Raw genomic sequence first — 12,917 nt, forward strand, 5'->3', positions numbered from 1 at the left:
CACGGCACGGTGCTCTACATCGAAGACCAGGAGATCAACCTTCTGCTGGTCGAGGCGCAACTCGCCGCCACCTTGCCGCACGTGAAGTTGCTCAAGGCCACCACCGGGGCCGAGGGCGTGCAGAAGGTTCGCGCCGAACACCCCGATCTCGTCTTGCTCGACATGCACCTGCCCGACATGGGCGGCCTGGAGGTCGTGCGCGCGCTCACGCTGGAGATCTCCGAAGGCCTGAAGGTGGCGCTGCTCACGGCCGACCATTTGTCGATCGACATCCTGAAGGCGATGAGCCTCGGCGCCTACGAATACTGGGTCAAGCCCGTGAGTGCCGCCCAGCTGGAGAAGGGCGTGCGCCGCGGGCTGATGGCCGACCGGGTGCCGGGTTCCGGCAAAGGCGGCGCAGCGCAGTACGGGCCCCGCTTCGCGAGGTGAACTCGCGCTCAGCGCTTCAGCGCTTCAGCGCTTCAGCGCAGCAGCGAGGCCTCCAGCCGCGTGACCGTGTCGATCAGGCGTGGGCGCACCTCGTTCAGCAGGAACTCCTTCGAGAGGTTGAACGAGGGCCCGCCGCAGTTGATGGCCATGGGCGGCAGGCCGCCACCCGGCTGGAAGGCGCGTGCGATGCCGTTCACGTCGCGCTGCCATTCGCCGAACGAGCAGGTCACACCGAGCGTGGCGTATTCGTCCATGGCGCGCTCGATGCCGTCGCGGATGTCGGGCCAGGCCACTTCATCGAGCTCCTGCACGCGCTCCATGAAGTCTTGCCGCTCGCGCTCGGAGATGGCGGCCAGCCAGGCGCGGCCGATGGCGGAGGTGGCCACCGGGATGCGCGAGCCCACGTCCAGGCTCAGCGTGAGCGCGGCCGAGCTGCGGCAGTTCTCCACGTAGATCATCGACAGCCGGTCGCGCGTGCCGAGCGACACCATCGAGCGCGAGGCATCGGCCAGCTCCTGCATCATGGGCCGGGCGATCTGGCGCACGTCGAGCCGGGCCAGCATCGCGCTGCCCAGCGACAGCGTGGCCGTGCCCAGCCGGTACTTGCCGCTCTCTTCCACCTGGATCAGGTAGCCGAGCTTCGTCAGCGTGGAAGTCAGCCGCGAGACCGTCGACTTGGGCAAGCGGCAGCGCTGCGCGATCTCCTGGTTGCCCAGTGCCTTGTCGCCCGAGCGGAAGCAGGCGAGCACCTCCAGCCCGCGTGCCAGCGCGGTGACGAAATGGCGGTCTTCCTTGGTCTTGGGGGCGGGCTTGGCCGTCGTGGCGGCCTGCTTGGTGAGTGCGTTCATCGTGTCCTGTCGATCCCTGCTGGGGCGCCCAAAGTGGAACATAAATCTGCAAACGGAAATTCGTGACATTCCCCGAGGCGAGGTTGCATTTTTGTGTCGTCGTGCAGAAATTGCCGGGTAAAACGAGAGGTTCAGCTGGCTGAAAGATTGCACGTTGACAGCCCTTGGTAGAGCATGAACAATCTGAAGCTTGTTTTTGTGTGCGGAATATTGTTCCGCATTGCAGTACAAACTGTCAAGCGACAACCTCCCCCGAGACCCCATGGACCTCACCTTCACCCCCGACGAGCAAGCCTTCCGCGAGGAAGTGCGCAGCTTCGTCAACGCCCACTTGCCTGCGTCCATTCGCCACAAGGTGGTGAACAGCCTGCGCCTCACGCGTGACGACCACGTGATGTGGCAGCGCACGCTGCACGAGCGCGGCTGGGGCGGGCCGGGCTGGGCCAAGGAGTTCGGCGGCCCCGGCTGGAATGCGGTGCAGCAGTACATCTTCGAAGAAGAGTGCGCGGCGGCCGGTGCGCCGCGGCTCATCCCCTTCGGCATCAAGATGGTGGCGCCGGTGATCATGGCCTTTGGTTCGCCGGAGCAGCAGCGCCGATTCCTGCCCGACATCAGCAGCGCGCGCAAATGGTGGTGCCAGGGTTACTCGGAGCCGGGCGCCGGCTCCGACCTGGCCTCGCTCAAGACGCGTGCGGTGCGCGGCATCGATGCGCAGGGCGACCACTTCATCGTCAACGGCCAGAAGACCTGGACCACGCTCGGCCAGCACGCCGACTGGATCTTCTGCCTGGTGCGCACCGACCCGCAGGCCAAGGCGCAGCGCGGCATCAGCTTCCTGCTGATCGACATGAAGACGCCGGGCATCACCGTGCGCCCCATCATCACGCTCGACGGTGCGCACGAGGTGAACGAGGTCTGGTTCGAGAACGTGCGCGTGCCGGCCGAGAACCTGATCGGTGAAGAGAACAAGGGCTGGACGTACGCCAAGTTCCTGCTCGGTCACGAGCGCAGCAACATTGCCGGCATCGGCATCAGCAAGCGCGAGATCGAGCGGCTCAAGCGCGTGGCCGCAGCGGAGAAGAAGAACGGCAAGCCGCTGCTTGATGACCCGCTCTTTTCCGCCAAGATCGCGCAGATCGAGATCGACCTGATGGCGCTGGAGATGACCAACCTGCGCGTGCTGTCGGATGAGGCAAACGAGAAGGCGCCCGGCCCGGCCGCGTCGATCCTGAAGATCAAGGGCACCGAGATCCAGCAGGCGATCACCGAGTTGCTGGTCGCGGCGGTCGGCCCGTATGCGCTGCCGTTCAAGCCGGAAACCGAGAGCGACGAAGAAGGCGACATCGGCCCGCGCTACGCCGCCGGCCTGGGCGCGCACTACTGCAACATGCGCAAGCTCTCGATCTTCGGTGGCTCCAACGAGATCCAGAAGAACATCATCTCCCAACAATTGATCGGGCTCTGACCATGGACTTCAGCTTCAGCGACGAGCAACAACAACTGCAGGACGCCATCACCCGTTTCGTGCAGGGCGACTACAGCTTCGAGCGCCGCAACAAGATCCTCAAGAGCGCCGAGGGTTGGAGTCGCGAGGTCTGGCAGGGCCTGGCCGATCTCGGCGTGCTGGCGATGAACATCCCCGAGGCCGACGGCGGCCTGGGCTACGGCCCAATCGAGACGCTGCTGGCGATGCAGTCGGCCGGGCCCGCGCTGCTGTGCGAGCCGCTGCTCGACAGCGCCGTGGTCGCCACCGCGCTGGTGCGCGACTTCGGCTCACCCGAACAGCGGGCCGAGCTGCTGCCCGCGATGGGCGCGGGCGAGCGCATCGTGGTGCTTGCGCACCTTGAAGCCACAGGCCGCGGCCAGCCGGTGTGGGTGGAGACGAGCGCGAAGAAGAGCGGCGATGCCTACGTGCTCAACGGCCACAAGGCCGTGGTGTCGCTCGCACCGGCCGCCGACGAGCTGCTGGTCTCGGCCCGCCTGAGCGGCCAGCCGGGCGATGCCAACGGTGTAGCGGTGTTCCGCATCGCCACGGACACGCCCGGCCTCACGCTGCGAGCCTTCAAGACGCTCGACGGCCGCCGCGCCGCCGAGGTGCTGCTGAAGGACGTGAAGCTGCCGTCGAGCGCACTGCTCGGCGCACCGTCGACCAGCGCCACCGCGGCCATCGACCGCGCGCTCGACATCGGCCTGGCTGCGCTGTGCGCCGAAGCGTTGGGCGTGATGGAGGCCACCGTCAACGCCACCATCGAATACCTCAAGACCCGCCAGCAGTTCGGCCAGCCCATCGGCCGATTCCAGGCGCTGCAGCACCGCACCGCCGACATGCTGCTGCACCTGGAGCAGTCGCGCTCGATGGCCTATCTCGCCGCGATGCACTGCAACGTGGCCGACGACAGCCAGCGCCGCAAGACCCTTTCGGCCGCCAAGGTGGTGGTCGGCAACGCCTGCCGCTTCATCAGCCAGCAGTCGGTGCAACTGCACGGCGGCATGGGCATGACCGAAGAGCTCAATGTCAGCCACTTCTTCAAGCGGCTGATGGCGATCGAGCTCAGCTTCGGGGACACTGACACCCACTTGCAGCGGTTCGCATCACTCACCCAGCGCGACATTCCTCTCGCTGCCTGACCACCTTCCGGAGACACACCATGGCCAACAAAGCCGCCTTCCAGTGGGACGACCCCCTGCTGCTCGACCAGCAGCTCACGAGCGACGAACGCGCGATCCGCGACGCCGCCCACGCCTATGCGCAAGGCCGCCTGGCCCCGCGCGTGCTCGAAGCCTTCCGCCACGAGAAGACCGACCCGGCCATCTTCCGCGAGATGGGCGAGCTGGGCCTGCTGGGTCCCACCATCCCCGAGCAGTACGGCGGTGCCGGCCTCAACTACGTGAGCTACGGCCTGATCGCGCGTGAGGTGGAGCGTGTCGACTCCGGCTACCGCTCGATGATGAGCGTGCAGAGTTCGCTCGTGATGGTGCCCATCAACGAGTTCGGCAACGAAGCCACCAAGCAGAAGTACCTGCCCAAGCTAGCCAGCGGGCAGTGGATCGGCTGCTTCGGCCTGACCGAGCCCGACCACGGCTCCGACCCCGGCAGCATGGTCACGCGCGCCAAGAAGGTGGCCGGCGGCTACAGCCTCACCGGCGCCAAGATGTGGATCAGCAACAGCCCCATCGCCGACGTCTTCGTGGTGTGGGCCAAGGACGACGAAGGCGCGATCCGCGGCTTCGTGCTGGACAAGGGCGCCAAGGGCCTCTCGGCCCCTGCGGTGCACGGCAAGGTCGGCCTGCGCGCCAGCATCACCGGCGAGATCGTGATGGACAACGTGTACTGCCCCGAAGAGAACGCCTTCCCCGAGGTGCGCGGCCTCAAGGGCCCGTTCACCTGCTTGAACAGTGCCCGCTACGGCATCGCCTGGGGCGCGCTGGGCGCGGCCGAAGACTGCTGGCACCGCGCCCGCCAGTACGTGCTCGACCGCAAGCAGTTCGGCCGCCCGCTCGCCGCCAACCAGCTGATCCAGAAGAAGCTCGCCGACATGCAGACCGAGATCACGCTGGGCCTGCAAGGCTGCCTGCGCCTGGGCCGCATGAAGGACGAAGGCACGGCCGCGGTGGAGATCACCTCCATCATGAAGCGCAACTCCTGCGGCAAGAGCCTCGACATCGCCCGCCTCGCGCGCGACATGATGGGCGGCAACGGCATCAGCGACGAGTTCGGCGTGGCGCGCCACCTGGTCAACCTCGAGGTGGTGAACACCTACGAGGGCACGCACGACGTGCATGCGCTCATCCTCGGGCGCGCGCAGACGGGGATTGCGGCGTTCGCGAACTGAGCCGGCCCACCCGGACGCAAAGCGGACCTTCGGGTCCGCTTTTTCGTTGACGAGCCGGGTTTGACACAGATTACTATACGTTCGTATAGTAATCACCATGCCACGCCCGTCCCAGAACGTAGACCAGCTGCTGCTCGACGCGGGGCTGGCGCTCTTGCCGCAGACCGGCAGCGCGGGGCTGTCGGTGCGAAAGCTCACCGAGCATGCCGGGGTCAACCTCGGGATGTTTCACTACCACTTCAAGAACAAAGAGAACTTCATCCGCGCGGTGCTGCAGCGGGTGTACGAAGACATGTTCTCGGCGCTCTCGCTGAAGGTCGACCCCAAGCGCTCTCCGCTCGACAACCTGCGCGACGCCCTGGGCATGTTGGCGCGCTTCGGGCGCGACCAGCGCGCGCTGCTGCTGCGCATCGCGGCCGACGCGATGGCGGGCGAGCCGCTGGCCGCAGAGTTCCTGCGCGACAACCTGCCGCGCCACGTGGCGGTGATCCTGCAGCTCATTGCGCAGGCTCAGGCCCGCAAGCTGATCGTGAAGGCACCGCCGCCCACGGTCATCGCCTTCCTGTTCGGCGCGGTCGGGGCGCCGGTGCTGATCGGCGCGGCTGTCCAACAGCAGGCCGGCGCTGCGGTGGGGCGGGCCATCGACGACCACATCCTGTCGGATGAGGCCATTGCGCAGCGCATCGGGTTCGCGCTGCGCGGGATCACGGTTCAACCAGGAGCCAAGCCATGACGCGCCATGCCCTTCTCGTGCTGCTGCTCTGCCTGGGGGCCTGCTCGCAGCCTGCGCAAGAGGTCTTTCCGGGCTATGTGGAAGGCGAGAACCTGCGCCTGGCCGCGCCCATCAGCGGCACGCTCACCAAGCTCTACGTGCAGCGCGGTGACCGCGTCGGCGCCAGCGCACCGGCCTTCGTGCTGGAGCAAGACAGCGAGCGCGCGGCACGCGAGGAAGCGGCGGCCCGTGTGCTGCGCGCAGAGGAGCAGTTGGCCGACCTCAAGCTCGGCAAGCGCCCCGAAGAGCTGGCCGTGCTGCGTGCGCAACTCGGCCAGGCGCAGGCCGCACTGAAGTACTCGTCGGCCATGCTCGCGCGCGCCGAGCGGCTGGTGGCCGAGAAGTTCACCTCCGAGGCCACGCTGGACGAGGCTCGCAACGCCGTCGCGCGCGACCAGGCCAACGTGGCCGACCTGCAGGCGCAGCTCAAGCTGGCCGTGCAGGGCCGCCGCAGCAACGAGATCGCCGCCGCCGCGCAGGAGGTGAACGCCGCCAAGGCCGCGCTGGCCCAGGCCGAATGGCGCGTGCAGCAGAAGACGCAGCGCATGCCCGCCGCGGGCGATGTGGTCGATGTGATGTACCGCGAAGGCGAGTACGTGCCGCAGGGCAGCCCCATCGTCAGCCTGCTGCCGCCCGAGCGCGTGAAGGCCCGCTTCTTCCTGCCGCAGCCGTTGCTGGGCAAGGTCGCGCTCGGCCAGTCGGTGCAGCTCAGTTGCGACGGTTGCCCCGCACCCATCGCGGCCAAGGTGAGCTTCATCTCGCCCGAGGCTGAGTTCACCTCGCCGCTGATCTACAGCAAGGAGAACCGCGCCTCGCTGGTGTTCATGATCGAGGCGCTGCCCAGTGCTGCCGATGCACGCCGCCTGCACCCGGGCCAGCCGCTGGAGGCGCGACTGTGAGTTCTCACGAAGCCGTCATCGACGCGGTCATTGACGTGAAAGGTTTGACCAAGCGCTACGGCGACCGGGTGGTCGTCGACCACTTCGACATGCGCGTGCCCAAGGGCCGCATCTACGGCTTCCTCGGCCCCAACGGCAGCGGCAAGACAACCACCATCCGCATGCTGTGCGGCCTGCTCACACCCGATGAAGGCGAAGGCACCTGCCTGGGCTACGACATCCGCACGCAGGCCGCGCTGATCAAGCGCCAGGTCGGCTACATGACGCAGCGCTTCGGCCTCTACGAAGACCTGAGCATCGAGGAGAACCTCGACTTCATCGCCCGCGTCTACGCCGTGAGCGACCGTGCACGCAAGGTCACCGACACGCTGGAGCGCCTGGGCCTGGCCACGCGGCGCAAGCAGCTCTCGGGCTCGCTCTCGGGCGGCTGGAAGCAGCGGCTCGCGCTCGCCGCCTGCCTGATCCATGCGCCGCAGCTGCTGCTGCTCGACGAGCCCACCGCCGGCGTCGACCCGGCCGCACGGCGCGACTTCTGGGACCAGATCCACGAGCTGGCGGCGGCCGGCCTCACCGTGCTCGTCTCCACCCATTACATGGACGAGGCCGAGCGCTGCCATGAGCTGGCCTACATCTCCTACGGCCGCCTGCTCACGCGCGGCACGGTGGCCGAGGTGATCGCCGGTGCCGGGCTCAGCACCTGGGCCATCTCGGGTGAGGGCCTGGTCGAGGTGGGCCACCAGCTGCGCGATGCGCCGGGTATCAAGACCGTGGCGCCCTTCGGGGCCACGCTGCACGTGAGCGCGGGCAGCAGCGAGGCGCTGGAGCGCGCCACGCAGCCGCTGCTGGGGCGCAATCTCAAGATCGAGGTCATCGAACCCAGCCTCGAGGATGTGTTCATTGCGCTGATGCAGGACGCGCAGGACAACTTCGCTGAGAAGAAGGCAGCATGAGCTGGACGCGCTTTCTCGCCATCCTCATCAAGGAGCTGCGCCAGGTCCGCCGCGACCGCCTCACCTTCGGGATGATGGTGGGCGTGCCCATCATCCAGCTCATCCTCTTCGGCTACGCGATCAACAGCGACCCCAAGCACCTGCCGCTCGCGCTGGTGGTGATGGACCAGAGCGCCTACACGCGCAGCTTCGTCGCCGGGCTGCAGAACTCGAGCTACTTCCGCGTGACCGAGCGGCCCGGCAGCGTGCAGCGCGCCGACGAGTTGCTCGCCGAAGGCCGGGTGCAGTTCGCGCTGGTCGTGCCCAGCGACTTCACGCGCAAGCTGCTGCGCGGCGAGCGCCCGGTGATGCTGCTGGCGGCTGACGCCACCGACCCCGCGGCCACCGGCAACGCCATCGCCAGCCTCAACGGCATCGGCGAGCGCAGCATCGGCCGCGACCTCATCGGCCCCCACGCGGCGCTGCGCCAAGACCAGCCACCTTTCGACCTGCGCGTGCAGCGCCGCTACAACCCCGAAGGCCTGACCAGCTACAACGTGATCCCCGGTCTGATCGGCGTGATCCTCACCATGACCATGGTGATGATGACCTCGCTGGCCATGACGCGCGAGCGCGAGCGCGGCACCATGGAGAACCTGCTCGCCACGCCGGCCAAGCCCTTCGAGGTGATGCTCGGCAAGATCGTGCCCTACATCCTGATCGGCTACGTGCAGGTGACGGTGATCCTGGGTGCCGCCAAGCTGCTGTTCGACGTGCCCATGCTCGGCAGCTTGTGGCTGCTCTCTCTCGTGCTGGTGGTCTTCATCGCGGCCAACCTGGCGGTGGGCTTCACCTTCTCGACCATCGCGCGCAACCAGCTGCAGGCCATGCAGCTCACCTTCTTCTTCTTCCTGCCCTCGATGCTGCTGACCGGCTTCATGTTCCCGTTTCGCGGCATGCCGGCCTGGGCGCAGTGGGTTGGCGAGGCGCTGCCGCTCACGCACTTCCTGCGCATCGTGCGCGGCATCATGCTCAAGGGCAACGGCCTGGCCGAGGTGGCACCGCACCTGTGGCCGATTGCGCTTTTCATGTTGGTGGCCGGGGCCGTCGCGATGACGCGCTACCGCCAGACGGTGGACTGACGGGGATTCCACAAAATAGAACGATCGTTCGCTTCGGCTATGATCGTCCGACATTCGCACAGCGCACGGTGCGGCATCCAAGAACAGCAGGGAGTGAAAGCCACATGCATCGCATCGTGATCGTGGGCGGTGGGGCGGGAGGCCTCGCGCTCGCCACGCAGCTCGGCAAGCGCCTGGGCCGCAAGAAGCTGGCCGAGGTGACGCTGGTGGATTCGGCGCGCACCCACGTGTGGAAGCCGCTGCTGCACCAGCTGGCCGCCGGCAGCTTCGACACCCATGCCGAAGAGATCGAGTACCTGGCGCAGGCGCGCTGGAACCACTTCAAGTTCCGCCTCGGCAGCCTGGTGGGCGTGGACCGTGCGGCCAAGACCATCCAGCTCGCCGCCAGCTACGACGAGGCCGGCCTGGAGATCACGCCGCCCCAGGAAGTCGGCTACGACACGCTGGTGATCGCCGTGGGCAGCCAGACCAACGACTTCGGCACGCTGGGCGCGGCTGAGCACACCATCAAGCTCGACAGCCCGCAGGCCGCCAAGCGCTTCAACGACCGGCTCATCAACGCCTGCATCCGCGCACAGAGCGTCCCGCGCGTGGCCGGCAGCGGCCGCCTCACGGTGGCCATCGTCGGTGGCGGTGCCACCGGCGTGGAGTTGGCCGCCGAGCTGCATGCAGCGGCGCGTGTGCTCGCCAACTTCGGGCTCGACCACATTCACCCCGAGAAGGATCTGCAGATCGTGCTGGTGGAGGCCGCACCGCGCCTGCTCTCGCAGCTGCCCGAGCGCCTGAGCGAATCGGCCGTGCGCGAGCTGCGCAAGCTGGCGATCGAGGTGCACACCAACGAGAAGGTGGTCGAGGTGACGGCCGATGCCGTCAAGATGGCCAGCGGCAAGGTCATCGGCTCCACGCTCACGGTGTGGGCCGCGGGCGTGAAGGCGGCCGACTTCCTGAAGACCCTGGGCGGCGATGACAAGCCGCTCGAAACCAACCGCCTCAACCAGCTGATGGTCAACGGCAACCTGCAGAGCACGCGCGACGAGCACATCTTCGCCTTCGGCGACTGCGCGGCCTGCCAGCAGCCTGATGGCACCTGGGTGCCGCCACGTGCCCAGGCCGCCTACCAGCAGGCGATGTACCTGGTGAAGGCGCTGCCGCAACTCATGCGGGGCGAGCCGGTGGTGCCCTTCGTCTACAAGGACCAGGGCTCGCTGGTGTCGTTGTCAGAGTACTCGTCGGTGGGCAGCCTGATGGGCAGCCTGACGCGCGGCAGCCTCTTCATCGAAGGGCGGCTCGCGCAGTTCATGTACTGGGGCCTGCACAAGCAGCACCAGTTCGCGCTCGGCGGTGTGCGCAAGACGATGCTGATCACGCTGTCGGAGATGCTCGACCGAACCTACCGGCCGCGTATCAAGCTGCACTGATTCGGCCCCCCAGTCGCTATCGCTCCTGCCCCCAAGGGGCGCCGCCTGGCGGACCGGCAAAGCCGGTCCGCGGGCGTTGCTTGATGTGCGCTTGCTTCGCTCGCTTCAGCGTGCGAGATAACCGCCGTCCACCGGCAGAGGGTGGCCGACGATGAAGGCGGCGTCGTCCGAGCACAGGAAGACGACCGCGCGTGCGATGTCTTCCGCCTCGCCCAGGCGGCCGATCGGGTGGATCTGGTCGACGTGCATTTGGCGGCGCGGGTCGCGCTCGATCGCGCGCTCCATCATGCCGGTGCGGATCACGCCCGGGCACACGGCGTTCACGCGGATGCCCTTGCGGCCGTACTCCACGCCGGCCGATTGCGTCATGCCGATCACGGCGTGCTTGGTTGCACCATAGATCGGCTGCCGCGGCGCTGCCCCTACGCCGCCGATGGAGGCGGTGTTGACGATGGCGCCGCCACCACCCTGCTTGAGCATCTGCTCGATCTCGTGCTTCATGCACAGCCAGGTGCCCTTGACGTTGACGCTGACGAGCCGGTCGAACACCTCTTCGGTGATCTTGTGCAAGGGCTCGTGCTCGAGGTCCACGGCGGCGTTGTTGAATGCCACGTCGAGGCGGCCGTAGTGCGCGACGACCTGGGCCACCATCGCTGCCACCTGCTCGCTGCGCGAGATGTCGGTGGCAATGGCGATGGCATCGCCGCCGGCGGCCTTGATCTCCTCGGCCACGGCCTGCGCATTCGCGATGTGGATGTCGACCACCGCGACCTTGGCGCCTTCGCGCATGAAGGCGAGTGCGGTGGCGCGGCCGATGCCGCCTGCGCCGCCCGTGACGAGCGCGATCTTTCCTTGCAGCTTGGTGCTCATGCTGCTCAGCCCAGCGCCGGGTAGTCGGTGTAGCCGTGCGGGCCTTCGCCACCGTAGAGCGACGCGTCCTTGAACGGCTTGTTGAGCGGCTGGTTCTCGCGGAAGCGGCGCGGCAGGTCGGGGTTGGTGATCATCCAGCGGCCGAAGGAGACCATGTCGGCGCGGCCGCTCGCGATGGCCTCGACGGCCATCTCTTTCGTGTAGCCGTTGTTCACCATCCAGACGCCCGAGTACAGGCGGTGCAGCGCCTCGTAGTCGAAGGGCGCGTTGTCGCGCGGGCCGCCGGTGTGGCCCTCGACGACGTGGATGTAGACCGGGTGCAGCTTCTCCAGTTCGCGCACCACGTGCTCGAACAGCGGCTGCGGATCGGGCTCGTTCGAGTCATTCACAGGCGACACCGGCGAGAGACGGATGGCCGAGCGGTCGGCACCGATCTCGCCGATCACGGCGCTCATCACCTCCAGCAGGAAGCGGGCGCGGTTCTCGATCGAGCCGCCGTACTGGTCCGTGCGCTGGTTGGCGCCGCGGCGCAGGAACGCGTCGACCAGGTAGCCGTGGGCACCGTGCACTTCCACGCCGTCGAAGCCGGCCTGGATGGCGTGGGCGGCGGCCGTGCGGAAGTCGTTGACGATGCCGGCAATCTCGTCGGTGGTGAGTGCGCGCGGCTCGGTGGTCGGCACGAAGCCTTCACCAATGATGTAAGTCTTGCCGTTGGCCAGGATGGCCGAGGGGGCCACCGGCTGCTGACCGTTCGGCTGGAAGCGCGTGTGGCCAATGCGCCCGGTGTGCCACAGCTGCACGAAGATCCTGCCGCCCTTGGCGTGCACCTCGTCGGTCACCTTCTTCCAGCCGGCGATCTGCTCGGGCGTGTGCAGGCCCGGCGTGGCGTCGTAGCCCTGGGCGGTGGCCGAGACCTGCGTCGCCTCGGCGATCACCAGGCCCACGCTGGCGCGCTGGCTGTAGTAGTCGGCCGCGAGCGGCGAGGGCAGGTTGCCGGCCGCAGCGCGGTTGCGCGTGAGCGGGGCCATGGCCATGCGGTTGGCGAGCGTGATGCGGCCCAGCTTGAGGGGCTGGAACAAGGCGTCGGCGAGGAAGGTGTCGGTGGGTGTGCCCATGGTGGTTCAGCGTGCTTTCCTGGAAGGGGTGGGTGTGAGAGGAGCCTGTGCGAGCTGGTCGAAGATGAGGGTGATGCTTTCGCGCAGCGGCGCGGTCGTGCGCTCGACTTTCATGCGCAGCAAGGCGCCTTCCCATGCGGCCCAGGTGAGGGCGGACAGGGCGGTGGCGTCGATGTCGTTGCGGATCTCTCCGCTGGCCTGGGCTGCGGCCACCAGGCCGGCCAGTCGCTGGCGCCAGCCGAGCTGTGCGGCGAGCAGGTTCTGCCGGCAGGCGTCGCTTGTTAGCGCGATCTCGGCGGCGAAGTTGCCGATGAGGCAGCCCGCGGGGCAGTCGCTGCGCTCGTGGTAGCTCACCATCTGCGCGAACACATGGCGGATGGCTGCCAGGGGCGCCTGAGGTGCGCTCGCCATCATGCGTTCCCACGATCGCAGCATCTGCTGTTCGTAGCGCTCGACGATGGCCGCGGCGTAGGCCTCTTTGCTGGCGAAGTGGTTGTAGAACGAGCCCTTGGGCACGCCCGCGTGGTCGGTGAGTTGTTGCACGCCGGTGGCGTTGTAGCCCTGGCGCAGGAAGAGCTCCAGCCCTGCGGCGAGCAGGCGCTCGGGGATGTCGGTCGGGTCGGCGGTGCGAGGCATCCGCAAAGAATATGACCAGTCGTCTT

At 67.6% G+C, this 12,917-nt stretch carries 13 protein-coding genes; 9 read left to right on the top strand and 4 right to left on the bottom strand.

The window, feature by feature from the left end; genetic code table 11:
- Positions 1–429 (top strand): response regulator (locus tag VFL64_RS03685; RefSeq protein ID WP_489539033.1); only part of this gene is annotated, 429 nt, incomplete at its 5' end.
- Between the two features lie 32 nt (positions 430–461).
- Here the strand turns inward: VFL64_RS03685 and VFL64_RS03690 are convergent.
- Positions 462–1,277 carry an IclR family transcriptional regulator gene (locus VFL64_RS03690; RefSeq protein WP_489539034.1) on the bottom strand — a complete coding sequence of 272 codons (816 nt, stop codon included), beginning with the start codon at positions 1,275–1,277 and terminating at the stop codon, positions 462–464.
- 262 nt (positions 1,278–1,539) lie between these two features.
- On the opposite strand from VFL64_RS03690, the gene VFL64_RS03695 reads away from it, so the two are divergent.
- From VFL64_RS03695 to VFL64_RS03730, 8 genes are all read left to right on the top strand, one after another.
- Complete coding sequence (locus tag VFL64_RS03695; protein ID WP_489539035.1) at positions 1,540–2,742, top strand: acyl-CoA dehydrogenase family protein; 1,203 nt, start codon at positions 1,540–1,542, stop codon at positions 2,740–2,742.
- Positions 2,743–2,744: 2 nt separating this feature from the next.
- Positions 2,745–3,905 (top strand): acyl-CoA dehydrogenase family protein, encoded by a 1,161-nt coding sequence (locus VFL64_RS03700; RefSeq protein ID WP_489539036.1) that lies wholly within the window; start codon positions 2,745–2,747, stop codon positions 3,903–3,905.
- Between the two features lie 20 nt (positions 3,906–3,925).
- Positions 3,926–5,110: an acyl-CoA dehydrogenase gene (locus VFL64_RS03705; RefSeq protein ID WP_489539037.1), complete on the top strand. Its 1,185-nt coding sequence runs from the start codon at positions 3,926–3,928 to the stop codon at positions 5,108–5,110.
- A gap of 97 nt (positions 5,111–5,207) precedes the next feature.
- Positions 5,208–5,843 (top strand): TetR/AcrR family transcriptional regulator, encoded by a 636-nt coding sequence (locus VFL64_RS03710; RefSeq protein WP_489539038.1) that lies wholly within the window; start codon positions 5,208–5,210, stop codon positions 5,841–5,843.
- Positions 5,840–6,781 (top strand): HlyD family secretion protein, encoded by a 942-nt coding sequence (locus VFL64_RS03715; RefSeq protein ID WP_489539039.1) that lies wholly within the window; start codon positions 5,840–5,842, stop codon positions 6,779–6,781. Before VFL64_RS03710 ends, VFL64_RS03715 begins: the two co-directional genes overlap by 4 nt.
- A complete protein-coding gene (locus tag VFL64_RS03720; protein WP_489539040.1) occupies positions 6,778–7,731 on the top strand; it encodes an ABC transporter ATP-binding protein in 954 nt (317 codons plus the stop codon). The genes VFL64_RS03715 and VFL64_RS03720 overlap by 4 nt, the downstream gene beginning before the upstream one ends.
- Complete coding sequence (locus VFL64_RS03725) at positions 7,728–8,852, top strand: ABC transporter permease (RefSeq protein WP_489539041.1); 1,125 nt, start codon at positions 7,728–7,730, stop codon at positions 8,850–8,852. Before VFL64_RS03720 ends, VFL64_RS03725 begins: the two co-directional genes overlap by 4 nt.
- Positions 8,853–8,956: 104 nt before the next feature.
- The gene (locus VFL64_RS03730) at positions 8,957–10,270 is read left to right on the top strand and encodes an NAD(P)/FAD-dependent oxidoreductase (protein ID WP_489539042.1); all 1,314 of its coding nucleotides are present in this window, start codon (positions 8,957–8,959) and stop codon (positions 10,268–10,270) included.
- Between the two features lie 105 nt (positions 10,271–10,375).
- Here VFL64_RS03730 and VFL64_RS03735 read toward each other — a convergent pair whose 3' ends face one another.
- From VFL64_RS03735 to VFL64_RS03745, 3 genes are all read right to left on the bottom strand, one after another.
- Positions 10,376–11,140, bottom strand: a complete 765-nt coding sequence (locus VFL64_RS03735; protein ID WP_489539043.1) for an SDR family oxidoreductase — start codon at positions 11,138–11,140, stop codon at positions 10,376–10,378.
- Positions 11,141–11,145: 5 nt separating this feature from the next.
- A complete protein-coding gene (locus VFL64_RS03740; protein ID WP_489539044.1) occupies positions 11,146–12,255 on the bottom strand; it encodes an alkene reductase in 1,110 nt (369 codons plus the stop codon).
- A 6-nt stretch (positions 12,256–12,261) separates the two neighbouring features.
- Positions 12,262–12,917, bottom strand: a 656-nt coding sequence (locus tag VFL64_RS03745) for a TetR/AcrR family transcriptional regulator (protein ID WP_489539045.1), incomplete at its 5' end; no start/stop codon positions are given.

This window comes from Rhizobacter sp. (assembly GCF_035702065.1).
In the GTDB taxonomy this organism is placed as follows: domain Bacteria; phylum Pseudomonadota; class Gammaproteobacteria; order Burkholderiales; family Burkholderiaceae_C; genus Rhizobacter.

What these genes read in the sequence shown, in the direction of transcription:
- VFL64_RS03710 (WP_489539038.1), top strand. Translation starts at nt 5,208, where the DNA reads ATGCCACGCCCGTCCCAGAACGTAGACCAGCTGCTGCTCGACGCGGGG.
- VFL64_RS03735 (WP_489539043.1), bottom strand. Translation starts at nt 11,140, where the DNA reads ATGAGCACCAAGCTGCAAGGAAAGATCGCGCTCGTCACGGGCGGCGCA.
- VFL64_RS03705 (WP_489539037.1), top strand. Translation starts at nt 3,926, where the DNA reads ATGGCCAACAAAGCCGCCTTCCAGTGGGACGACCCCCTGCTGCTCGAC.
- VFL64_RS03740 (WP_489539044.1), bottom strand. Translation starts at nt 12,255, where the DNA reads ATGGGCACACCCACCGACACCTTCCTCGCCGACGCCTTGTTCCAGCCC.
- VFL64_RS03690 (WP_489539034.1), bottom strand. Translation starts at nt 1,277, where the DNA reads ATGAACGCACTCACCAAGCAGGCCGCCACGACGGCCAAGCCCGCCCCC.
- VFL64_RS03725 (WP_489539041.1), top strand. Translation starts at nt 7,728, where the DNA reads ATGAGCTGGACGCGCTTTCTCGCCATCCTCATCAAGGAGCTGCGCCAG.
- VFL64_RS03730 (WP_489539042.1), top strand. Translation starts at nt 8,957, where the DNA reads ATGCATCGCATCGTGATCGTGGGCGGTGGGGCGGGAGGCCTCGCGCTC.
- VFL64_RS03700 (WP_489539036.1), top strand. Translation starts at nt 2,745, where the DNA reads ATGGACTTCAGCTTCAGCGACGAGCAACAACAACTGCAGGACGCCATC.
- VFL64_RS03695 (WP_489539035.1), top strand. Translation starts at nt 1,540, where the DNA reads ATGGACCTCACCTTCACCCCCGACGAGCAAGCCTTCCGCGAGGAAGTG.
- VFL64_RS03715 (WP_489539039.1), top strand. Translation starts at nt 5,840, where the DNA reads ATGACGCGCCATGCCCTTCTCGTGCTGCTGCTCTGCCTGGGGGCCTGC.